At 70.1% G+C, this 20,099-nt stretch carries 22 protein-coding genes and 1 pseudogene; 10 read left to right on the forward strand and 13 right to left on the reverse strand.

All coding sequences use genetic code 11. From position 1 onward, the window contains the following. From ACLF3M_RS24815 to ACLF3M_RS24850, 8 genes are all read left to right on the forward strand, one after another. Window positions 1-1,050 carry an alcohol dehydrogenase catalytic domain-containing protein gene (locus ACLF3M_RS24815; RefSeq protein WP_430659671.1) on the forward strand — a complete coding sequence of 350 codons (1,050 nt, stop codon included), beginning with the start codon at window positions 1-3 and terminating at the stop codon, window positions 1,048-1,050. Next, on the forward strand, window positions 1,044-1,919 hold the full coding sequence (locus tag ACLF3M_RS24820) for a branched-chain amino acid ABC transporter permease (protein ID WP_430659672.1): 876 nt from the start codon (window positions 1,044-1,046) through the stop codon (window positions 1,917-1,919). Before ACLF3M_RS24815 ends, ACLF3M_RS24820 begins: the two co-directional genes overlap by 7 nt. Further along, entirely contained in the window at window positions 1,916-2,890 is a 975-nt protein-coding gene (locus ACLF3M_RS24825; protein WP_430659673.1) for a branched-chain amino acid ABC transporter permease, read from the forward strand. The genes ACLF3M_RS24820 and ACLF3M_RS24825 overlap by 4 nt, the downstream gene beginning before the upstream one ends. Further along, window positions 2,880-3,659 carry an ABC transporter ATP-binding protein gene (locus ACLF3M_RS24830; RefSeq protein WP_430659674.1) on the forward strand — a complete coding sequence of 260 codons (780 nt, stop codon included), beginning with the start codon at window positions 2,880-2,882 and terminating at the stop codon, window positions 3,657-3,659. The genes ACLF3M_RS24825 and ACLF3M_RS24830 overlap by 11 nt, the downstream gene beginning before the upstream one ends. After that, the gene (locus ACLF3M_RS24835) at window positions 3,652-4,365 is read left to right on the forward strand and encodes an ABC transporter ATP-binding protein (protein WP_430659675.1); all 714 of its coding nucleotides are present in this window, start codon (window positions 3,652-3,654) and stop codon (window positions 4,363-4,365) included. The genes ACLF3M_RS24830 and ACLF3M_RS24835 overlap by 8 nt, the downstream gene beginning before the upstream one ends. A 73-nt stretch (window positions 4,366-4,438) precedes the next feature. Beyond that, on the forward strand, window positions 4,439-5,593 hold the full coding sequence (locus ACLF3M_RS24840) for an ABC transporter substrate-binding protein (protein WP_430659676.1): 1,155 nt from the start codon (window positions 4,439-4,441) through the stop codon (window positions 5,591-5,593). A gap of 39 nt (window positions 5,594-5,632) precedes the next feature. Beyond that, a complete protein-coding gene (locus ACLF3M_RS24845) occupies window positions 5,633-6,448 on the forward strand; it encodes an enoyl-CoA hydratase-related protein (protein WP_430659677.1) in 816 nt (271 codons plus the stop codon). Beyond that, window positions 6,445-7,194, forward strand: a complete 750-nt coding sequence (locus ACLF3M_RS24850; RefSeq protein ID WP_430659678.1) for an enoyl-CoA hydratase-related protein — start codon at window positions 6,445-6,447, stop codon at window positions 7,192-7,194. The genes ACLF3M_RS24845 and ACLF3M_RS24850 overlap by 4 nt, the downstream gene beginning before the upstream one ends. A 179-nt stretch (window positions 7,195-7,373) precedes the next feature. Here the strand turns inward: ACLF3M_RS24850 and ACLF3M_RS24855 are convergent, their stop codons facing one another. Then, entirely contained in the window at window positions 7,374-7,580 is a 207-nt protein-coding gene (locus ACLF3M_RS24855; RefSeq protein ID WP_430659679.1) for a hypothetical protein, read from the reverse strand. A gap of 26 nt (window positions 7,581-7,606) precedes the next feature. On the opposite strand from ACLF3M_RS24855, the pseudogene ACLF3M_RS24860 reads away from it, so the two are divergent. Further along, window positions 7,607-8,173 (forward strand): annotated as a pseudogene (locus ACLF3M_RS24860) (tripartite tricarboxylate transporter substrate binding protein); the annotation flags it as partial. Between the two features lie 99 nt (window positions 8,174-8,272). On the opposite strand, the gene ACLF3M_RS24865 reads toward ACLF3M_RS24860, so the two are convergent. The 3 genes from ACLF3M_RS24865 to ACLF3M_RS24875 are packed head-to-tail and all read right to left on the reverse strand — an operon-like array spanning window position 8,273 to window position 11,424. Beyond that, window positions 8,273-8,419 carry a hypothetical protein gene (locus ACLF3M_RS24865; protein ID WP_430659680.1) on the reverse strand — a complete coding sequence of 49 codons (147 nt, stop codon included), beginning with the start codon at window positions 8,417-8,419 and terminating at the stop codon, window positions 8,273-8,275. 30 nt (window positions 8,420-8,449) lie between these two features. Next, window positions 8,450-9,262, reverse strand: a complete 813-nt coding sequence (locus tag ACLF3M_RS24870; protein ID WP_430659681.1) for an enoyl-CoA hydratase-related protein — start codon at window positions 9,260-9,262, stop codon at window positions 8,450-8,452. Between the two features lie 32 nt (window positions 9,263-9,294). Continuing rightward, window positions 9,295-11,424, reverse strand: a complete 2,130-nt coding sequence (locus tag ACLF3M_RS24875; protein ID WP_430659682.1) for an acetate--CoA ligase family protein — start codon at window positions 11,422-11,424, stop codon at window positions 9,295-9,297. Between the two features lie 23 nt (window positions 11,425-11,447). On the opposite strand from ACLF3M_RS24875, the gene ACLF3M_RS24880 reads away from it, so the two are divergent. Further along, window positions 11,448-12,233, forward strand: a complete 786-nt coding sequence (locus ACLF3M_RS24880; RefSeq protein ID WP_430659683.1) for an enoyl-CoA hydratase — start codon at window positions 11,448-11,450, stop codon at window positions 12,231-12,233. 1 nt (window position 12,234) lies between these two features. On the opposite strand, the gene ACLF3M_RS24885 is transcribed toward ACLF3M_RS24880, so the two are convergent. Genes ACLF3M_RS24885 through ACLF3M_RS24925 form a run of 9 tightly spaced genes read right to left on the reverse strand, consistent with a single transcriptional unit; the run spans window position 12,235 to window position 20,097 of the window. After that, complete coding sequence (locus ACLF3M_RS24885; protein ID WP_430659684.1) at window positions 12,235-13,209, reverse strand: NAD(P)H-dependent flavin oxidoreductase; 975 nt, start codon at window positions 13,207-13,209, stop codon at window positions 12,235-12,237. Window positions 13,210-13,212: 3 nt separating this feature from the next. Then, window positions 13,213-14,304 (reverse strand): acyl-CoA dehydrogenase family protein, encoded by a 1,092-nt coding sequence (locus ACLF3M_RS24890; protein WP_430659685.1) that lies wholly within the window; start codon window positions 14,302-14,304, stop codon window positions 13,213-13,215. Further along, window positions 14,301-15,497, reverse strand: a complete 1,197-nt coding sequence (locus ACLF3M_RS24895) for an acyl-CoA dehydrogenase family protein (protein WP_430659686.1) — start codon at window positions 15,495-15,497, stop codon at window positions 14,301-14,303. The genes ACLF3M_RS24890 and ACLF3M_RS24895 overlap by 4 nt, the downstream gene beginning before the upstream one ends. After that, window positions 15,494-16,465: a Bug family tripartite tricarboxylate transporter substrate binding protein gene (locus tag ACLF3M_RS24900; RefSeq protein ID WP_430659687.1), complete on the reverse strand. Its 972-nt coding sequence runs from the start codon at window positions 16,463-16,465 to the stop codon at window positions 15,494-15,496. Before ACLF3M_RS24900 ends, ACLF3M_RS24895 begins: the two co-directional genes overlap by 4 nt. A gap of 10 nt (window positions 16,466-16,475) precedes the next feature. Next, on the reverse strand, window positions 16,476-17,288 hold the full coding sequence (locus ACLF3M_RS24905) for a Bug family tripartite tricarboxylate transporter substrate binding protein (RefSeq protein ID WP_430659688.1): 813 nt from the start codon (window positions 17,286-17,288) through the stop codon (window positions 16,476-16,478). An 11-nt stretch (window positions 17,289-17,299) separates the two neighbouring features. Next, window positions 17,300-17,461 (reverse strand): hypothetical protein, encoded by a 162-nt coding sequence (locus ACLF3M_RS24910; RefSeq protein WP_430659689.1) that lies wholly within the window; start codon window positions 17,459-17,461, stop codon window positions 17,300-17,302. Between the two features lie 19 nt (window positions 17,462-17,480). Continuing rightward, window positions 17,481-18,380: a cyclase family protein gene (locus ACLF3M_RS24915; protein WP_430659690.1), complete on the reverse strand. Its 900-nt coding sequence runs from the start codon at window positions 18,378-18,380 to the stop codon at window positions 17,481-17,483. A 55-nt stretch (window positions 18,381-18,435) separates the two neighbouring features. Next, window positions 18,436-19,428, reverse strand: a complete 993-nt coding sequence (locus ACLF3M_RS24920) for a Bug family tripartite tricarboxylate transporter substrate binding protein (RefSeq protein WP_430659691.1) — start codon at window positions 19,426-19,428, stop codon at window positions 18,436-18,438. A gap of 33 nt (window positions 19,429-19,461) precedes the next feature. Next, complete coding sequence (locus tag ACLF3M_RS24925) at window positions 19,462-20,097, reverse strand: NIPSNAP family protein (protein ID WP_430659692.1); 636 nt, start codon at window positions 20,095-20,097, stop codon at window positions 19,462-19,464. Window positions 20,098-20,099: the final 2 nt, after the last annotated feature.

Here is a 20,099-nt window from a genome sequence, read left to right on the forward strand (position 1 = left end):
ATGCGCGCGGTCACGCTCCCTCGCTTCGGTGGCCCGGAGGTCTTTGCCTGCGAAGACGTCGCGCCGCCGCGTCCCGCCGCGGACCAGATGCTGCTGCACGTCGCGGCCTGTGGCGTTTGCGGCCACGACCTGCTTAACCGCGCCGGCCATTTCCCGCATACCAGGCTGCCCGCGGTGATGGGCCACGAGATCGCCGGCACCGTCGTCGAGGCAGGGCCGCTGGTCAGCCGCTTCAAGGCGGGCGACCGCGTCGCGGTGATCCAGCGCATGCCCTGCGGCATCTGCCACCTCTGCCGCGAGGGGCGTGAGAATGTCTGCGTCTCCGGCCCCGGCTTCTACGGCGAGGGGATTTCCGGCGGCTACGGCGAGTTCGTCATTGCTTCCGAGCGCAATGCGGTGCGCGTGCCGGATGGCGTGCCGCTGGATATCGCGGCGGTACTGAGCTGCGCCATCGGCACCGGCTACCACGCCCTGCGCCGCGCTGCCCTGCGCGCCGGCGATACGGTGGTCGTCACCGCCGCGAGCGGCGGCGTCGGGCTGCACACGCTGAAGCTGGCGCGGCTGATGGGGCTGCGCGCGATTGCGATCTCGTCCTCGGCCGGCAAGGGCGACCGCTTGCGGGAGGCTGGGGCGGCGGAAGTTGTCGTCGCGCCCGACTTCAGCTTCCACGCGCAGGTCCGCGCCCTGACCGATGGCCTCGGCGCAGCCGGCGTCATCGAGATCGCAGGCGCGCCGACCTTCGCCTCCAGCATCCGCGCGCTGCGCCTGGGGGGGCGGATGGTGATGGTCGGCAATGTCGCGCCGGGAAGCGTGGCGTTGAACCCCGCCATCTCGATCCTGCGGGAGATCGACATCGTCGGCAGCGGGCACGCCACCGTCAGCGACCTGGAGGCGGTGATCGCCCTCGTTTCGCGCGGCGAGATCATGCCGGAGATCGCCGCCCGCTTCCCGGTCGAACAGGCCGGCGACGCGCATCGGCTGATGGAACAGCGCGGTGCGACGGGCCGCGTGCTGCTGATGCATCCGGAAGCCGAGGTCGCGCCATGCTAGCGCAGCAGCTCGCCAACGGGCTCGTGCTCGGCGCCATCTACGGCTTGTCGGCGCTGGGCTTCACGCTGGTCTTCGGCGCCGCGCGGATCGTCAATTTTGCCTATGGCGAGATCCTGATGCTCGGCGCCTTTTTCACGGTGGCCCTGACCAGTGCGCTGGGCCTCGACTTTTTCCTGGCGTTACCCATCGCCATGGCCGGCGCCGCGGCGCTCAGCGTGGCGATGTTCTACGTCGCCTTGCGGCCGGTCATGCGCGGTTCCCACACCAGCCTTCAGGCCGAGTTGCAGATCATCCTGGTCACCCTTGGCCTGCTCTACCTCCTGCGCGAGGCCGCCGTCATGATCTGGGGCACGGCGCCGCGGCAGCTCGATCTCGGCGTGCCCGGCATCGTCGAGATCGGTGACGTCATCATGACGAACAGCCGCCTGGTGGTGCTGGCGATCATGGCGGCGCTGGTGGTGGGCCTGTACTGGCTGCTCTATCGCACGCGCATCGGCAAGGCGCTCCGCGCCATCGCGCAGAACCGCGACGGCGCCCTGGCCATCGGCCTCAATCCCGACAGGATCATCGCCTTCGTCTTCGCCGTATCCGGGGCGATGGCCTGCGCAGCGGGCAGCCTGCTTGGCTCGCTCTATGCGGTGGAGCCAGCGATGGGCGGGCCGCCGCTGCTCAAGTCCTTCGTCATCGTCATCTTCGGCGGGCTGGGCAGCGTGCCCGGCGCCATCATCGGCGGGCTGGCGATCGGCCTGATCGAGACAATGGCCGGAGCCTATCTCAGCTTCGCCTTCAAGGACGTCTACACCTTCCTGGTGCTGATCGCGGTGCTGGTCGTGCGCCCGGCAGGCCTGTTCGGGCGGGCATCGCCTTGAACCCCAGGCTTCTCCTCGCGGCATCGGCAGTGCTGCTGCTGGGCCTGGCGCCGCCGCTGCTCGGCGACTACCAGGTCTATCTGCTGACGCTGACACTGATCTGGGCGATCCTGGCGCTCAGCATGGGGCTCGTGCTCGGCTATGTCGGGCAGATCAACCTGGGGCAGGCGGCCTTCGTCGCCATCGCCGCGTATCTCTCCAGCCTGCTGAGGCTGCGGCTCGGCCTGGATTTCTGGACCGCCGGCGCCATCGCGCTGGCGGCGGTCGTCGTCACCGCGGGGCTGGTCGGGCTGCTGACGCTGCGGCTCAAGGGGCCGTTCTTCGTGCTCGTCATGCTGGCCTTTGCGGAGATCGTGCGCCTTGTCATCGCGAACTGGCAGGAGGTGACGAACGGACCGCTCGGCCTGCGTGGCATCCAGCCGCCGGAGGGCTTTCTCGGCCTGTCCTTCGACAGCAAGACGGGCTTCTACTACCTCGTCCTCGCCACGCTGGTGGTCTGCTGGCTGGCCCTGGCGCGGCTCGTGGTCAGTCGCACGGGCCGCATGCTGGTCGCGGTGCGAGAGGACGAGTTGCTGGCAGAATTCACTGGCATCCCCGTCATGCGGCAGAAGGTGATCGGGCTGTGCATCGGTGCGTTCGTCGCCGGGCTGGGCGGCTTGCTGCTGGGTCCGTTCCTCACGGTTCTGGCGCCGAACCAGTTCTCGCTCTTCGCCTCGATGGACATGATCGTCATGGTCGTCGTCGGGGGGGTCGGCACGGTGGCGGGGCCGCTGCTGGGTGCGCTCTTCCTGGTCTACGTGCCGGAACTGCTGTCCTTTGCGAGCCAGTACCGGCCCATCATGATGGGCGTGCTGCTGATCGTGATGACGATCTTTGCGCCGCAAGGGCTGATCGGGCTCGCGACCAGGCTGTGGCAGCGGGTCGCACCGTCGCACGACAGCCTGCCGGGGAAGCGCCGTCATGCCGGGTGATGCGCCGCTGCTGGCCGTGCAGGGCATCTCCAGGCGCTTCGGCGGCCTGCTCGCCGTCAACGATGTTTCGTTCAGCGTCGCCGCCGGCGAGATCCTCGGACTGATCGGCCCCAACGGGGCCGGGAAGACCACCACGTTCAACCTGGTCTCTGGCCGATATGGCCTGACCACCGGCGAGGTCCGGCTGGATGGAAGCCGCATCGACGGGATGCGGCCGGATCGCATTGCCGGCCTCGGCATCGCGCGTACCTTCCAGGGCACACGCCTGTTCCCGCGCCTGACCGTCACCGAGAACCTCTGCACGGCGTTGCTGGCACATCAGCGCGTTGGTTTCTGGGAGGACTGGTTGGGCCTGCCGCGGGCTCGCGCCGCACGCCGCGCGATGCTCGCACGCGCGGAGGAGGTCCTGGCCTTCGTCGGCTTGACGGAGCAGGCCGAGGCGATCGCGGGATCGCTGCCCTATGCGCATCAGAGCCTGCTCGGCGTCGGCCTCGCGCTGGCGCCCGAGCCGCGGCTGCTGCTTCTCGACGAACCCTTCGCCGGCATGAACCCCAGCGAGACGATGGCCGCCGCCGGGCTAGTGCGCCGCATCCGCGACCTCGGGATCACCGTGCTGCTCGTGGAGCATGACATGCCCGCGGTGATGGGGCTTTGCGATCGCATCGTCGTGCTCGACCGCGGCAGCAGGATCGCCGAGGGCACGCCGGCCGAGATCCGCTCCGACCCGGGCGTGATCGAGGCCTATCTGGGGACCGAAGAGGATGCTTGAGGTCGCAGATCTTTCGGTTGCCTATGGCCCGATCGTGGCGCTCCGGCAGGCATCGCTCGTCCTGGAGGAAGGCGAGATCGTGACGGTCATCGGGGCGAATGGCGCGGGCAAGTCGACGCTGCTGCGCACGATCTGCGGAATCCTGCGACCGCGATCCGGCAGCATCCGACTGGAGGGCCAGGAGATCGGCGGCCGGCCTTCATCGGACCTGGTGCGACGCGGCATTGCCCTGGTGCCGGAGGGGCGGCACGTCTTCGCCGAGATGACGGTGCGCGAGAACCTCGACCTCGGCGCCTACTACCGGCGCGACGGGGCCGCCGTCGCTCGGGACCTGGAGCATGTGCTCGAGACCTTCCCGATCCTGCGGGAGAAGATCCGGCTGTCGGGCGGCGGGCTAAGCGGGGGACAGCAGCAGATGCTGGCGATCGGCCGCGCGCTGATGAGCAGGCCGCGGCTGCTCATGCTGGACGAGCCGTCGCTGGGCCTGGCGCCCGCGATCGTTCAGCAACTCGGCCGCATCATCCGCGACCTCAACGCCGCCGGCACGACGGTGCTGCTGGTCGAGCAGAATGCGCGCATGGCGCTGCGCCTGGCGCATCGCGGCTACGTGCTGGCCACCGGGCGCGTCACGCGTACCGGCACCGGTGCCGCGCTGCTCGCCGATCCGGCGGTGCAGGAATCCTATCTGGGCGGGCTCGCCGCATGAAGCCAGTGTGCCCGACGGTGCAGATCCACCGCCGCCCGGCCGCATTGATCGAGTGGACATAGGGAGTGAAGCAATGACCGACCAACCGCTTCTGTCACGTCGAGCCGCGATGACGCTGGCGGCCGGCAGCACCATACTCGCACGCGCTGCCTTCGCGCAGGACGAGGCCGTGCGCTTCGGCTCGATCTTCGCGCTGGCCGGGCCGAACGCCTCGATCGGGCGCGAAGCGCTCGGCGGCGCGGAGTACGCCATGCGCAAGCTCAACGCCGAAGGCGTCGAGATCGCAGGCCGCAGGCGGCGTTTCGAGCTGCTGAACGTCGATGACGAATCGCGCACCGAACGCTCGGTTGCCGCGGCCGAGCGGCTGATCACGCGCGACAACGTCCCGGTGCTGCTGACCCCGGTCTCCAGCACCACGACGCTGGCCGTCCTGCCCATCGCCGAGCGCAACAAGCGCCTGGCGATGAGCTTCGTCGCCGCGGCGCCGCAGGTGGTCAGCCCGGAAAATCCATTCAGCTTCCGCAACACGCTGACCGCGACGATGAATGTCGCGCCGTCCGTCGAGTACCTGGCCAAGGAGCGCAACGCCAGGACCATCGCGTATCTCGGCCGCAACGACGATTGGGGCCGCGCCGCCGGGCGGGAGATCAAGGAACGCGCCCAGGCGCTGGGCGCGCGCGTGGTCGTGGAGGAGTATTTCGAGCCGGGATCCACGGACTTCTTCGGCCTGCTGACCCGCGTGCGCGCCGCCAATCCCGATGCCGTCATCGGCGCGGCCTTCACCGAGGACGGCGTGGCCATGCTGCGCCAGTACCGGGAGCTGCGCATGCGGCCGATCTTCCTGAGCGTCGCGGTGATCTGGGCCTCGCCGGTGTTCATCAACGCGGCCGGCGACAACCTGAACGGCGTCCTGATCGCGTCCGGCCCGACGACCGCCGACACCCCCGAGCTGGCTGCGTTCCGCGAGGAGTTCCAGCGCGCCACCGGCAGCGCGCCGCTGCCCTACAACACCACGGCCTACGACACCGTGCGGCTGGTTGTGGCGGCCATGCAGGCCGCCGGCAGCACCGATCCCGAACGGGTCGCCGACCGCATGCGGAACTTCGAATACAAGGGCGTCCTGCAGACCTATCGGTTCAGCAACGGCAACCAGTCGCAGGTCTTGATCACCATCAACGAGGTGACAAACCGCCAGGTCCGCGTGGTCTCGTCACTGATGGCGACCTGACGCCGACAGTCGAGGCCAGCAGACACGAAGGGAAGCGAGATGTCGGACGACGTCGTCCTGTATGACACCGATGGTCCGGTCGCGACCATCACCATGAACCGCCCGGCCAAGCTGAATGCGCTGAACCATGCGATGCTCGACGGGCTGCATGCCGCGCTGGACCGGGCGGAGGCCGATCCGGCCGTCCGGGCTATCATCCTGCGCGGTGCCGGGCGTGCCTTCTGCTCCGGCATGGACCTCGACCCTTCGGCGGGAAAGATCCCGGAGCAGTTGGGCATCGCCGACGATCGCGACGACCTCCGCCGCGCTATCGCGACCTTCGTGCGCTTCTGGGACTGCCCCAAGCCGACCATCGCCCAGGTGCACGGCTTCTGCATCGCCGGCGGCACCATGCTGGCCATGGCCTGCGACATTACGCTGGTCAGTGCGGATTGCCGCATCCGCTTCCCCTCGATCCCGGTGGGCGGCGGCTTCGTCAGCAGCTTCTGGACGCTGTTCGTCGGACCGAAGAAGGCGAAGGAGCTCGATTTCGTTGCGGGCAGCGAGGTCACCGGCGCTGACGCCGCCTCCTGGGGCTTCGCGAACCATGCGCTGCCCGTCGAGGAGGTCGAGCCGCGCTCGCAACTCCTGGCGCGGCAGATCTCGCGCACGCCGCCCGATCTCCTGCGCATCAAGAAGGCGGCAATCAACAGCGTCTCGGAACGCCAGGGCTTCCGCCAGGCGATGATGGGCGGCGCCGATTGGGACGCCATCTGCCATTTCAGCCAGGGCGCCCTGGAGATGCGGCGCCGGATCGGCGAGATGGGGCTCAAGGGCGCCATCGCCTCGCTCGACCGCGACGCCGGGCTGGCGTGAGCGATCTGCTGGAAACGCGTGAGGGGGACGTCGTCCGCCTCACGCTGAACCGGCCGGACCGGCTGAATGCGCTGTCGGATGCGATGACGACCGGCCTGCGCGACGCGCTGTCCCGCATCGCCGACGATGCTTCCGTGGGCGCAGTGGTGCTGACCGGGGCCGGTCGCGGCTTCTGCGCCGGCGGCGACGTGCAAGCGATGTCGGCTCGCGAGGGCGTGTCGGAACTGCGCGCCAATGCCGAGATCACCCGCCTGCTGGCCGAGATGCCTCAATCCATCATCGCCGCGGTCAACGGTGCCGCCGCGGGCGCCGGGCTGGCCTTGGCTCTCGCATGCGATTTCCGCCTGGCCGGCGCGTCCGCGCGCTTCGGCACCGCCTTCCTGCGACTCGGGCTGGCCAGCGACATGGGCGCGGCTTTTTTCCTGCGAGAGCTGGTGGGTGCGGCGAAGGCGAAGGAACTGTTCCTGCTGCCGGACACGCTGGACGCGCAGGCCGCGCTGGATCTCGGCCTGGTCAACCGCCTGGTGCCAGACGAGCTGCTCCAGCAGGAAGCGGTGGCCTTGGCGCAACGGCTCGCCGCGGGACCGCGCGGAGCGCAGGCCGCCCTGAAGCGACTGCTCGCCCCCGCCGAGCCGCTCGGCGCCTGGCTGGCCCGTGAGGCGCAGGCCCAGGCGGATTGCGTCCTTAGCGCTGATCACCGCGAGGCGGTGAGAGCCTTCATCGACAAGCGACCGCCGTTCTTCTGAAGGCACTGATATCCCGGAAGGACGAACGATGGCGGCACATCTGACGAGGAGAACCCTGGCCAGCGCCAGCTTCGCCCTGCTGCCCGGCCTGGCCCGCGCGCAGCCTGCCTATCCCGGCCGCCAGCCGATCTCGCTCGTCATTCCCTACACCTCGCGGCATCCCCCCCCGATGTCTTCGCTCAGGCGATCACGCAGGCGCTGCAGGCGCGGCTCGGCGGTACCTTCGTCAACGACCACCGCCCAGGTGCGAGCACCATGATCGCCTCGCGCTCCACCGCGCGGACCAGGCCGGACGGGACGACGCTGCTGATGTCCTCGATCGGCAGCATGGTGCTCGGGCCGCCGACCATCCGCAGCGCAGCCTTCGCTCCGCCGACGGACTTCACCCATCTCGGCATGAATCGGCGGGGCGCTGTTCTTCTTCGTCGCCCATCCGCGCTGGGAAAGCCTTCAGCAGCTACTGGCGGAGGCGAAGGCCACGCCTGGCACCATCACCTATGCGAGTTGGGGCATCGGCTCCGCCGCGCACATGGCAGGAGTGGAGCTCGAGCAGCGCGCCGGTGTGCAGATGACCCATGTCCCCTATCCCGGCGCCGCGCCCTCCCTGCTTGACGTGTCGCAAGGACGGATCGACTTCTCCCTGACCGCGCTGACGCCGGCCAAGCCGCATCTGGACGGTCGGCGCTTGCGGGCGTTGGGCATGGCCACCCCGGTGCGGTTCAGCGAGATGCCGGACGTGCCGACGCTGATCGAACTCGGGTATCCCGATTTCGTCGTCAACAACTGGACGGCTGTCTCCGCACCGGCAGGGCTTCCGCCGGCGATTGCGTCGGCGCTTGAAGGCGCCTTGGCCCAGACCTTCTCGGACTCCACTGTCCTGGCGCGACTGGCGCCGTTCGGCGTCCTGCCGACGCCGACCGGCGCGGCCGCGATGCGGGAGCAACTGGAGAAGGATCTGGTGCAGTACCGCAGGATCCTGCAGCAGATCGGGGTCACGCCCGAATTGCGCCGCGCTCCCGCTAGGACGCAGGACGGCGGCGACGCGCGCGAGCGCGCCCGCGCACATCGCGCTCCGCGATCAGGACCAGGTCTCGTCCCTGATCGCCATGCCGAGGCGGTCGAGTTCGGCGCCCATCTGAAGGTGGTCGAAGATGCTCGATCCCTTCGCGACGGCGGCCTGCATCTCCCCGTCCCGCCCGATGCATTGGCCCGAAGGACCGCTCACCGCCCAAAACAGACTCTCCACGCGTCCCCCTCACGCCAACCCGGCATCGGCATCCAGAGAAGCAATAGCCCCCTTCAGCCCGTGCTGCACGATGCGCCGCCGCATCTCCAGCGCGCCTTCGCTGAAGTGGCACAGCGCGTCCCAGTCCGCGCCGCCCAGCATGGCCTGGCGGAAGCCCTGCATCTCGCAGATGCGGTTGATGGAAAGCTTCTTCAGCTTCAGCAGGTCGGGCGGCGTACGTGCGATCTGCCGCGCCATCAGCATGCTGCGTGCGGGCAGCGCCTCGGCCGGCAAGGCATGGTTGGCGAAGCCCCATTGCGTCGCTTCATCGCCGGTGATCTCGCTGCCGGCGATGAAGTCGAGCTCCTTCGCCTTCTTCGGCCCGACGAAGAGCGTCCAGAAGCTGCTGACAAAGCCGCCGCCAATCGGGATCGAGGGAAAGCGGATGCGGCAATCCGCGGCGACCAGCGTGATGTCGCAGGCCATCGCCAGCATGGTGCCGCCGGCGATGCAGAAGCCGTGCACCTCCGCGATGGTGGGCTTGGGGAATTCCCAGAACCGCATGAAGCCGCGGATCGCGTCCTCGAGGCGCTCCCGGTCCGGGCCGACGCCCATCTGCTCCGGCGTCGCGCCGGAGGGATCGAGGTCCATCCCCGCGCAGAATGCGCGCCCGGCGCCGCGCAGCCGCACGACGCGAATGGCGGGATCGGCTTCGGCCCTGTCGAGGCCGCGCTGGATACCGTCGCGCAGCGCGGCGTTGAGCGCGTTCAGCTTGTCCGGCCGGTTCATCGTGATGGTGGCGACGGGGCCATCCGTCTCATAAAGCGCGACGTCATCGGCCATGGCGGCGGTATCCCTGGTTGATGAGGAGCATTTCAGGCGCGCCGGACGATCAGGGCGTCCACCGCGACGATGCGGTCGCCCGCGCAGATCAGCGGGTTGACGTCCACCTCGGCAATCGTGGTCGACAGGTCCGCAGCGAACTCCGATAGGCGCGCGAGCACCTGCGCAAGTGCCGCGACGGAGACCGCGGGCAGGCCGCGAAAGCCGTCCAGCAGGCTCGCACCGCGCAGGTTGCGCAGCGCCATCTCGGCCTCGGCCGGCGTGAAGGGCGCAGGCAGCAGGGCGGTGTCCTTCAGCAATTCGACGAAGATGCCGCCGAAGCCGAAGGCGACGAGCGGGCCGAAGGCGTGGTCGTTGGTGACGCCGGCCACTATCTCGATGCCCTGCGGCACCATGGGCTGCACCAGCACCCCCGAGATGCGCGTGGGCGGCGTCACCGCGCGGGCCTTTGCCATGATCGCGTCGTAGCCGGCGGCGACCTCCGCCGCGTCGCGCAGGTTCAGGCGGATCACGCCGGCCTCGGTCTTGTGCGGGATGTCGGCGCTTTCGACCTTGATCGCGACGGGGAAGCCGAGTTCGGCGGCGGCCTCCGCGGCCGCGGCGGCGTCCTGCACCAGGATCTCGCGCACCACGGGAATGCCATATGGCGCGAGCGCCGCTTTCGCCTCGCGTTCTGTCAGCGTGCGCGACGGCGCGACAGCGAGCGCAGCGGAGGCCTGGCCCGCAGCGTCGGGCGAGGACAGCCGCGCGGCGGCGGGCAGCGCGCGATGCGCCTCGAGGTCGTGCCAGGCGCGGACCGCGCGGAACAGGCGGCGGAGCGAGCGGAAGGTCGCGATGCGCGGCTCGGCCTCCAGCATCTCGGCGCCGATGCCTTCCAGCCATTCCGACGCCCAGTAGTTCACGACGGGCTTGCCGTGCCGTTCCGCGAGGCGCCGCCAGACCGGCACGCGCGACGTCCCGAATTCGTCGGCATAGGGATAGACCACCAGCAGCGCGCTGTAGGCGGGATCGGACAGGAATGCGTCGCAGCAGGCCTCGAAGGCCGTGTCGTCGTTCAGCGTCATTGCGGTGACGTCGCAGGGATTGCGCAGCGCGCCGAATTCCGGGACGTGGCGCTTCAGCGTCTCCAGCGTCGCGCCTTCGGGCTGGGGCAGGGCGACGCCGTGCTCCTCGGCCTTGTCAGCGGCGGCGACGCCGATGCCGCCCGAGCCCAGCACGATGCCGACGCCGCGGCCGGTCGGCCTTCCCGCCTTGGCGAAGAACTGCGCGGTCTCCATGACGTCGTCGAGATCGTCCACCATGACGGCGCCCGCGCGTTCCAGCACCGCGCGGAAGGATGCGTGCGAGCCCGCCAACGCGCCGGTATGCGACAGTGCCGCCGCCGCGCCCTGCTTGCCCACCGCCATCTTGTGCACCAGCAGCGGCTTGTCCGCGGAAACCGCGAGTTCGGCGGCCTGGACGAGTTGGCGCGGATCCTCCACGCCCTCGAACACCGTGACGATCGCCTGGCAGTGCTCGTCGGCCGCGAGATAGGCGATGAGGTCGGCGATCCCGACATCCGCTCCGTTGCCGACGGGAATGGAATGGCTGATGGGCACGCCGCGCTCCATCGCCTGCGCCAGTGACATGCCGACCGACCCAGATTGCGTGACGATCCCGATCGCGCCGTGGTGCAGCGGACGCGGCTTCGGCATGCGGCCAAACATGATGCGCGCGCCAATCGCGTAATTGTTGATCCCAAGGCAGTTCGGGCCGATCAACCGGGTCGGCGTGCCTTCAACCAGGCGCAGTAGCTGGTCCTGAAGCTGGATCAACTCCGGCCGGCCAGTCTCGGCATAGCCCGAGGCATAAAGCACGATGCCGCCCACGCCGCGCGCCACGCATTGCGCGATGGTCTCCTTTACGGCTTCGCGGTTGAGCGCGATGACGGCGCAATCCGGGGCCTGGGGAAGCGCGGCCAGGTCCGGGTAGCAGCGATGGCCTTCGACCGCGTCGTAACGCGCATTGACGGGGTAGACCGCGCCGTCGAAGCCGGCGAGGTTGCGGATCGTCCGCAGTCCGAAGCTGCCGGCGCGGGTGGAGGCACCGATCACCGCGATGCTGCGGGGATGCAGCAGCCGCCGGAGCTCGTCATGGGTATAAGGGGCGCGACTGCCGTTCATCGCTTCACCACGGGGATTGCCGCATGACCGAGACCGTCCTGGAACGCCGCGACGGCGCCGTCGTCACTTTCACGCTGAACCGGCCGGAGCGACTGAACGCGACGGTGCCGGAGATGACGGCGTATCTGCGTGACCGCCTGCCCCGCATCGCAGAGGATGGCACCGTCGGCGCCGTGATCCTGACCGGCGCCGGCCGCGGCTTCTGCGCCGGCGGCGACGTGCAGGGCATGGCGAACCGCGGCGAGATCCCGCTGACCGAGCGCACCGCGATGCTCCGCCGCAACGCGGAGATCTCCCGCATCCTGTCGGAGATGCCGCAGGTCTCGATCTGCGCGGTGAACGGCGTGGCCGCCGGCGCGGGGCTCTCGCTCGCGCTGTCCTGCGACCTGCGGATCGCGGGCGAAAGCGCGCGCTTCACCACGGCGTTCGTGAAGATGGGACTCTGCACCGATCTCGGCGGCGCCTATTTCCTGCGGCGCCTGGTCGGCATGGCCAAGGCGAAGGAGCTGTTCTTGCTGGGCGAGATGCTGCCGGCCGCCGAGGCGCTGCGCCTCGGCCTGGTCAGCCGCGTCGTCCCCGATGCCGATCTTCAGGCCGAGGCGGCTTCCCTGGCCAAGCGCCTGGCGGAGGGGCCGCGCGTCGCGCATGGCTACCTCAAGCAGGTGTTGCACGCCGCGGAGACCGACACGCTGTCCGAGTGGCTCGACCTCGAGGCCTGGGCGCAGGCCTGCTGCGTGATGACGGCGGACCACAAGGAAGCGACCCGCGCCTTCGCGGAGAAGCGCCCACCACGCTTCGAGGGGCGCTGACCTAGCCACGCGCGGCGTCGACCATGCTCGGCGTTTCGCATGCCGCCACGTATTCCTGGCGGAGGCGCTGGACGAGCTCCGCCACAGTCGGGATATCGCGGATCAGCTCGATCCCCTGGCCCGCGCTCCAGACCGTCTTCCAGGGGCGCACGCCCTCGGGCAGGTGGTCGTAGCGCATCCTGCCGCTGGGCTGCGGGAGGTCGTCGGGATCGAGGCCGTTCTGGCGCAGCGATTCGCGCAGCCACATGCAGTCCACGCCGCCGAGCGCGGGGGTGTAGATCAGGTCCGTCGCGCGCTGGCTGACCAGCAGGTCCTTGTAGCCCTGCGGCACGCCGGATTCCTGCGTCGCGATGAAGCGCGTGCCGAGATAGGCGAGGTCCGCGCCCAGCACCTCCGCGGCACGGATCGCCGCACCCGTGGTCACCGCGCCGGCCATCACGATGGTGCCGTCGAACATCTCCCGGATGCTGGGGACGAGCGTCAGGTGCGAGACGACGCCGGAATGCCCGCCGCCCCCGGCGCCGATCGCGACGATTCCGTCCGCGCCGGCGCCGATCGCCTTCTCCGCAAAGCGCAGGTTGATGGCGTCGCAGAAGATGCGCGCGCCGAAGTCCTTGACGCGCCGGATCAGCTCCACGGGGTTGCCGGTCGCGCTGATGATGAGCTTCACGCCAGCTCGCCGGCAGGCGTCGAGGTGTCGCTGCGTGTCAGCCTCGTCGAGTGCGGTCGGCAGGTTCACCGCGACGGGGCCGATGACTGCGTCCGGGTGTTCCGCGCGGTGCGCGTCGAGTTCCGCGCGCATGGCGTCCAGCGCGGCCTCGAAGCCTTCGAAGTCGCGAAAGATGCCGCGCGGCAGGCCGCCCAGGATGCCGGCCTTGCAGGATTCGACGACAAGCTTCGGCGTGCTCGCCAGGAACATCGGCGCGCAGACCGCGGGCAGGACCAGGCTGCGGCGGAGCGCGGGATCGAGCGCCATGCGTCAGGCCTCCAGCTGCTCGGCGAGGCGCGCCAGGTGCCACTCCGCATCGCCGAACATCAGGTTCGCGACGGTCAGGAAGCGGAGGTAGTGGCCGGCCGCGTATTCCTCCGTCATGCCGATGCCACCGTGGAGTTGCACAGCCTGCTGCCCGACGAACCGGCCGCAGCGCGCGACCACGACCTTGGCGCGGGAGAGGTCGGCGGTACGGCGCGCGGGATCGGGCTCGGCCAGCGCCTCGGACGCCATCGCGGCCATGCTGCGGGCTTCCTCCACCGCGACCAGCATGTCGGCGGCGCGGTGCTGCAGCGCCTGGTAGGAGCCGATGGCGCGGCCGAATTGCTGGCGGGTCTTCATGTAGTCGACCGTCAGGCCGAGCGCCGCATCCATCGCGCCGACGCAGGAAGACAGCAGCGCGGCAAGGCCCGCCTGTTCCGAGGCTTCCAACGCGGCCGCGCCGTTGCCGTCCAGCTTCTCCGCTGGCGCCTTGTCGACGATCAGGTCCGCAATGCGCGTGCCGTCCTGAAGCCTGCCGCCGTGGCGCACCAACCCCGCAGCGTCGGGTTCGACGAGGAACAGACCGGTCGCGCCATCCGGCAGCCGCGCGCTGACCACCAGCAGCCCCGCGCTGTCGCCGTGAAGCACATTCGCCTTGCGCCCCAACAGCCGCCACGCCTCGCCGTCGCGCGACGCCGCGGTGGCGATCGCTCCGCCATGCCGCGATCCCGGTTCCGCATGGGCCAGCGCCAGGCGCAGCGAGCCCTCCGCGACCTGGGGCAGGATGCGCGCCTGCTGCGCGTCCGACCCCGCGCGACTGACAGCGGTCGCGCCGAGCACCGTGCTCGCCAACAGCGGTTCCATCGCCAGGGCGCGGCCGAAGGCCTCGAAGACGATCGCCAGTTCCTCCACCCCGCCCAGCCCGCCCTGCGCCTCCGGCAGGCCGAGCGCGGTCAGGCCGAGCCCGGCATAGCGGCCCCACATCTCGTCGCTCCAGCCCTGCGGCGTCGCGAGGTAGCGCTTGCGCGCGGCGAAGTCGTAATGCGCGGCCAGCATCTTCGTCACGCTGTCGCGCAGCATCGCGGAATCGTCGCTCATCGCAGTCCCAGGCTCGCCTTGGCGATGATGTTGCGCTGGATCTCGCTGGTGCCGCCGAAGATGGACTGCGCGCGCGAGTAGAAATAGGAACTGCCGGCGGTCGCGCCCCAGTCCGGGATGTCGTCGGGCTCGTTGCCCTTCATCCCGTCGCGCAGTCCGGACAGCCCCGCGACCTCGGCCAGCGTCTCGACGCAGCTCTGCAGGATCTCCGACCCGCGCAGCTTCAGGATTGCACCCAGCGTGTCCATCGCCTTGGCGTCGCCCGCCGGGGTGGAGGCGAGCCGTAGCTCCGTCATCTCCAGCGCAACGAGCTGCGCCTCCAGCTCCGCGATTCGGCGCCGCCAGGACGCGGCCTCGATCAGCGAGCGCCCGTCCTGCATCACCTCCGCCGCCAGCGCGCGGGCGCGGCGCAGGCGTTCGCGCGCTCGGCCCGTCCGCGCGATCCCGACGCGCTCGTTCACCAGCAGGTATTTCGCGTAGTCCCAGCCCTTGTTCTCGTCGCCCACCAGATTGGCGGCGGGCACGCGCACCTGGTCGAAGAAGACCTCGTTGACGTGCTGCTGGCTGTCGATGGTGCGGATCGGGCGCACCGTCACGCCCGGCGTCGCCATGTCCACCAGCAGGAAGCTAATGCCGAGCTGCGGCTTGGCGGCGTTCGGGTCGGTCCGCACCAGACAGAAGATCCAGTCGGATTCCGTCGCGAAGGACGTCCAGATCTTCTGGCCCTGCACGACATAGTCGTCGCCGTCGCGCACCGCCGAGGTGCGCACGGCCGCCAGGTCCGATCCCGCGCCGGGTTCCGAAAAGCCCTGGCAGAACGCGATGTCGAGGCGCAGCAGCTTCGGCAGGAAGAAGTCCTGCTGCGCCTTCGTCCCGAACTCCGCGATCACGGGACCGACCAGCCCGATGTTCAGCGTGTGCGGAGACGGCGCCGGCGCCAGGTCGAGCTCGCGCTGGAACAGCAGGCGCTGCCGCAGGCTCCAGCCCGTGCCGCCATGCTCCATCTTCCAGGACGGCGCGCCCCAGCCGCGTTCCTGCAGCAAGCGCTGCCAGATCCGGAGGTCCGGCGTGTGCGGCGCCAGCCCCTTCGCGCAGCGAGCGCGGATGTGGTCGGGCAGCTTCGCGCGGACGAAGTCGCGGACCTCCGCGGTGAAGGCGCGCTCCTCGGTGGTCAGGGACAGGGTCATGCTCATTCCGGCCGGATGTTCGCCACGCGGATGACCTCGGCCCATTTGGTGACCTCGGCGCGGAGGAAGGCGTCTGTCGCCTCGGGCGTCGTCGCCTTCATGCGGAAGCCCATACCGGTGAAGCGCTCGCGGTTCTCGGGAAGCTGCAGGATGTCGTCGATGGCGCGGTGCAGCGCTGCGATGCGGTCGCGCGGGGTCGCGGCGGGGACCAGCACCATGTACCAGCTCGCGACCTCGACCCCTGGCACGCCGAGTTCGGCGACCGTCGGGATCTCCGGCGCCGCGGGGTGGCGTTCCGACGCGGCCATCGCCAGCCCGCGCAACGTGCCGCCGCGATACGCCGCCAGCATGCCGGAGAGGTCAAGGAAGGCGAAGTCCACCTCGCCCGCCAGGATCGCGGTCTGCGCGGGCCCGGCCCCGCGATACGGCACATGGGTGAAGCGCACGCCCGCGCGCATCTGCAGCAACTCGGCGGCCAGATGCGGCGTGCCGCCGATGCCGGTGGTGGCGAAGTTCAGCCGCCCGGGCTGGCGCCGCGCGGCGTCCAGCACGTCGGCGAAACTGCGCAGCGGCGATTCCGTCCGCACCCAGAGCGTGGAGGGCGATTCGAACATGTTGGTCACGCCCGCGAAGTCGCGCGGGCTGTCATAGGCGATGCCCGGCACCAGCGTCTGCAGCACGCTGCCGGGGCCGGGCGTGGTGATGATGACGGTGTAGCCGTCCGGCGCGGCGCGGGCGGCGGCATCCATCGCAATCGCGCCGCCGCCGCCGCTGCGGTTCTCCACCACGATGGGCTGGCGGCGCAGGCGCGACGGCAGCAACTGCTCCAGCATGCGCGCGACCATGTCCATCGGGCCGCCCGGCGGGAACGGGATGATCACTTTGATGGGCCGGTCGGGCCAAGCCGCGCCCTGCGCCAGGGCGGGGGCGGGCAGGGCGGCCGCGAGGATCGCGCGGCGGGTCAGGGGGATCATCGCACCCTCCTCAATCCGGCCGCAGCCCGATGCGGTCGATCAGCGTGCCGAAAGCCTCGATCTCTGCGGCGACGAACCGGCGGGTCTGGATGAGGTCCATGGGCTGGGTGGACATGCCCATCGCGGCCAGGCGTTCCCGCACCTCCGGCAGCGCAGTCGCGGCGCGCACGGCGTCGTTGACGGCCTGGCAGAGCGGATCGGGGGTCGCGATCGGTGCCGCCAGCACGGACCAGCTGCGCGCGACATAGCCGGGATAGCCGCTCTCGCCGATCGTCGGCACGTTCGGCGTGGTGGACGTCCGCTGCTCGCCGCCCGTTGCGATTAGGCGGAGCTGCCCGCCCGCGACGAGCTGCTGGACGCTCGACAGCGCCATGATCGCCATGTCCACGCGGCCGGCCATCATCTCGTTCAGCAGCGGCGCGTCGCCCTGGAAGGGCACTTCCAGGATGTCGATGCCGGCGCGCAGCTTCAGCCCCTCGAAGCTCAGCTGGTAGCTCGACGCGCGACCCGCGGAGCCGTAGGTCAGCCGCCCTGGGCTCGCCTTCGCCAGCGCCACGATCTCCGCGATGCTGCGCGCCGCCAGGTCGGGCCGCGCGACGAGCACGAACTCGATCACGTTCATGAAGGCGGCATAGGTGAAGTCGCGCAACGGCGTGTAGCCCAGCCGCGTGTTGAGCTTCGGCAGTACGGCCAGGTTGCCGACGCCGCCCAGCCCCCAGGTGTAGCCGTCGGGCGCCGAGCGCGCGACGTATTCCATCCCGATTGCGCCCGCGGCGCCCGGCCGGTTCTCCACCACCACGGACTGGCCGAGCGTCTTCGCCATCTCCGCCGCGATCAGCTCGTCGGCGTGTCCGTGGACCCGCCCGGCGTGAAGGGCACGACGATGCGCACCGGGCGCGTGGGGAAGGACTGCGCGCGGGCGAGGCCGGGCAGGGCGAGCGCCGCGCCGGCGGCCAGCAACGCGCGCCGCGCCAGAATCGGGCTTGTCCGGATCATCGTCCCCTCCTGCTTCGCGTCAGCAGATCGCGAGCGGATTGATCGGGCTGGCCGACCCGCCCGTGATCCGCAGCGGCGCCGCGACGAAGAGGAACTCCCACACCTTCTCCGCCGCAAGGTCGTCCAGCACCATGAATTCCATGAGGTAGACGCCGTAGTCGCGGATCAGGCGCTTGTGCACAGGCGCCATGGTGCGGTCGTGGGTCGGCGCGACCTCCACCGCGAAATTGTCCATGCCGATGGCGGCGAAGCCCTTCGACCCGATCCACTCGCCGGCCGCCAGGCCCGGCCCGGCCTCGCCGGCGAAGGACGCGGCGGGGTTCTTCTCGTCATAGGCGCCGAGCCAGCCCGTGCGGACCAGCAGGATGTCGCCCTCACGGAGTTCGACGCCCTGCGCGGCGGCGCAGGCCTCCAACTCCTCCGGCATGAATTCCGTGCCGGGCGGCACCGGCGTCTGGCCGCGGTGGCGGCACATGTCGAGCAGCACGCCGCGGCCGACGAGATGCGCGATCTTCTCCGCGCCCAGATGCCTTGCGCCGCCGCTGCGGACGGAGCTGCCGGGGAAGCCGTTGAACAGCTTGTCGCCGTACCAGACATGCGCCAGCGCATCGACATGCGTCGTGCCGTGCGAGAACATCGCGATGTAGTCGTCCGAGGACTGGAAGCCGCCGCTGCGCTTCAGCCCCGCGGCGAAGTCGCCGCCGTCCAGCGTCATGAAATGCAGCGGCGCGCTGCGGCGAGGGAAGACCGGCACGCCGGTGGACTGCACGGGCAGGCCGAGCGGAAAAACCTTGCCCTTACGGACCAGCTGGCTCGCCTGCACCAGGCGCTCGGGCGTGAGGTAGTTCGCCGCGCCGCGCTCATCCGTCTCGCCCCACTTGCCCCAGTTGTTCGGCAGGGGCTTGGCGTCGCCATCCATGATGCGGGTTCCCGTTGCTTGGTCGTGTGAGCGTGACGTGGTGGTGGAGTAAGCGCTAGCCCGCGCGGATGTTGGCGCGGCGGATGACGTCGGCCCAGAGCGGCACTTCCTCCGCCATGCGGGCGCCGAAGCGCTGGGGGTTCAGGTCCTCGGTGTGGATGCCCTGCGTCAGTAGGCGCGCGCGGACATCGTCGTTGTCGAGCGACCAGCGGATGTCGTCATACATCCGCTCCGTCAGCGGCTGCGGCATGCCCTTCGGGCCCATCATGCCGAACCAGACCGGCGCCTCGAATCCCGGCAGGCCCTGTTCGGCGATGGTCGGCACGCCCGGCGCGTCCGGCGAGGGGCCGGGGCTGCCGGCGCCGAGCACACGCAGCCGTCCCGACCGCACATGCTCCATCACCAGCGAACCGAGGAAGAGGATGTTCACCTCCCCGTTCAGCACCGCCAGCACGTTCTGCGCGGAGCCGGAATAGGGGACGTAGGTCAGCTCGATCCCGCCCCGCAACGCAAACAGCGCGGCGGCGAGATGCGGGACCGAGCCGACGCCGATCGTCGCCGCGGTGACCCTGCCGGGATCGCGCTTCGCCAGCGCGATCAGCTCCTGCACGTTCTGCGCCGGCACCGAGGGATGGCAGACCAGGAACATGTAGTAGGAGGCGACGCGCATGATCGGCGTGAAGTCGGCGAGCGGGTCGTATTGCAGGTTGGGGATGAGCGTCGGGTTCATGACATGCGTGTTCGTCGCCATGAGCAGCGTGTAGCCGTCGGGCGCTGACCGCGCGACGAAGGTCGCGCCGATCGTGCCAGCGGCGCCGATGCGGTTCTCCACCACGACGGGCTGGCCCCAGCGCGACTGCAGACGTTCCGCGATCATGCGGGCGATGATGTCGGCGGGGCCGCCGGCGGCGAACTGCGAGACGATGCGGACGGGCCGGTTGGGGTAGCGGTCCTGCGCGCGTGCGGCGCCGGGCAGGATGGCGGCGGCGGACAGCGCGCCGGTGGTCAGCAGCAGCCTGCGGCGCCGCGGATCATGCGTCCCACTCATCCCCTCTTCCCTTCCCTCGTCGTTCTTCGTTGGTCAGCGTAGCTTCGATATGGCCGTCGGTATCCAGAGTTCGGTGCGGAGATTCTCGCTCAGAAGGCCCGGCGCGCCGGGGGCGGGCCAGGCGCCGGTGGCGAATGCTTCCTCGCGGAGGCGCTCGCGGTCGGCCAGCGTGCGATAGGCCCAGACATGGATGAAGCGCGGCTCGCCATCGAGCGAATGCATCGCGGTGACCAGCGGCGAGAGCTTCACGCGCGGCGGCACGCCCTTCTCCCAGGCGGCGATGGTGGGCGCGAGTCCGCCGATCTTCAGTACATAGGTGCGGAATTCGTAGTAGGGGCCCGGTGCGCCCGGCGCGATCGGCGGCAGGAAGGGGAACTGCCGAAAACTCTCGAAGGCGATGCCGGCCAGCATCTCCGCCGGGACGAAGGGTGATGCGCTTTCCAGCACGCGCAGGCGCTCCGCCAGCATGGCATCGAGCGACGCGTAGGTCCGCAGCAGCAGGATGCGGTTCTGCGGCCCGAACTCGTTGATCCAGCTGCCCAGCAGGTTGTCGCCCGCGGGCGAGGCCGCGACGAAGCCCGCGATGGCGTCGAGCGCCTGCGCCAGCCGCGCGGGATTGCGCAAATTCCCCGATCGCAGCGTCAGCGTGACGAGCTCGCAGGCCTGCACCG

Source organism: Falsiroseomonas sp. HW251 (genome assembly GCF_050563545.1).
Taxonomy (GTDB): Bacteria; Pseudomonadota; Alphaproteobacteria; order Acetobacterales; family Acetobacteraceae; genus Falsiroseomonas.

What these genes read in the sequence shown, in the direction of transcription:
- ACLF3M_RS24815 (WP_430659671.1), top strand. Translation starts at nt 1, where the DNA reads ATGCGCGCGGTCACGCTCCCTCGCTTCGGTGGCCCGGAGGTCTTTGCC.
- ACLF3M_RS24820 (WP_430659672.1), top strand. Translation starts at nt 1,044, where the DNA reads ATGCTAGCGCAGCAGCTCGCCAACGGGCTCGTGCTCGGCGCCATCTAC.
- ACLF3M_RS24830 (WP_430659674.1), top strand. Translation starts at nt 2,880, where the DNA reads ATGCCGGGTGATGCGCCGCTGCTGGCCGTGCAGGGCATCTCCAGGCGC.
- ACLF3M_RS24835 (WP_430659675.1), top strand. Translation starts at nt 3,652, where the DNA reads ATGCTTGAGGTCGCAGATCTTTCGGTTGCCTATGGCCCGATCGTGGCG.
- ACLF3M_RS24840 (WP_430659676.1), top strand. Translation starts at nt 4,439, where the DNA reads ATGACCGACCAACCGCTTCTGTCACGTCGAGCCGCGATGACGCTGGCG.
- ACLF3M_RS24845 (WP_430659677.1), top strand. Translation starts at nt 5,633, where the DNA reads ATGTCGGACGACGTCGTCCTGTATGACACCGATGGTCCGGTCGCGACC.
- ACLF3M_RS24870 (WP_430659681.1), bottom strand. Translation starts at nt 9,262, where the DNA reads ATGGCCGATGACGTCGCGCTTTATGAGACGGATGGCCCCGTCGCCACC.
- ACLF3M_RS24875 (WP_430659682.1), bottom strand. Translation starts at nt 11,424, where the DNA reads ATGAACGGCAGTCGCGCCCCTTATACCCATGACGAGCTCCGGCGGCTG.
- ACLF3M_RS24880 (WP_430659683.1), top strand. Translation starts at nt 11,448, where the DNA reads ATGACCGAGACCGTCCTGGAACGCCGCGACGGCGCCGTCGTCACTTTC.
- ACLF3M_RS24885 (WP_430659684.1), bottom strand. Translation starts at nt 13,209, where the DNA reads ATGGCGCTCGATCCCGCGCTCCGCCGCAGCCTGGTCCTGCCCGCGGTC.
- ACLF3M_RS24890 (WP_430659685.1), bottom strand. Translation starts at nt 14,304, where the DNA reads ATGAGCGACGATTCCGCGATGCTGCGCGACAGCGTGACGAAGATGCTG.
- ACLF3M_RS24895 (WP_430659686.1), bottom strand. Translation starts at nt 15,497, where the DNA reads ATGAGCATGACCCTGTCCCTGACCACCGAGGAGCGCGCCTTCACCGCG.
- ACLF3M_RS24900 (WP_430659687.1), bottom strand. Translation starts at nt 16,465, where the DNA reads ATGATCCCCCTGACCCGCCGCGCGATCCTCGCGGCCGCCCTGCCCGCC.
- ACLF3M_RS24905 (WP_430659688.1), bottom strand. Translation starts at nt 17,288, where the DNA reads ATGGCGAAGACGCTCGGCCAGTCCGTGGTGGTGGAGAACCGGCCGGGC.
- ACLF3M_RS24910 (WP_430659689.1), bottom strand. Translation starts at nt 17,461, where the DNA reads ATGATCCGGACAAGCCCGATTCTGGCGCGGCGCGCGTTGCTGGCCGCC.
- ACLF3M_RS24915 (WP_430659690.1), bottom strand. Translation starts at nt 18,380, where the DNA reads ATGGATGGCGACGCCAAGCCCCTGCCGAACAACTGGGGCAAGTGGGGC.
- ACLF3M_RS24920 (WP_430659691.1), bottom strand. Translation starts at nt 19,428, where the DNA reads ATGAGTGGGACGCATGATCCGCGGCGCCGCAGGCTGCTGCTGACCACC.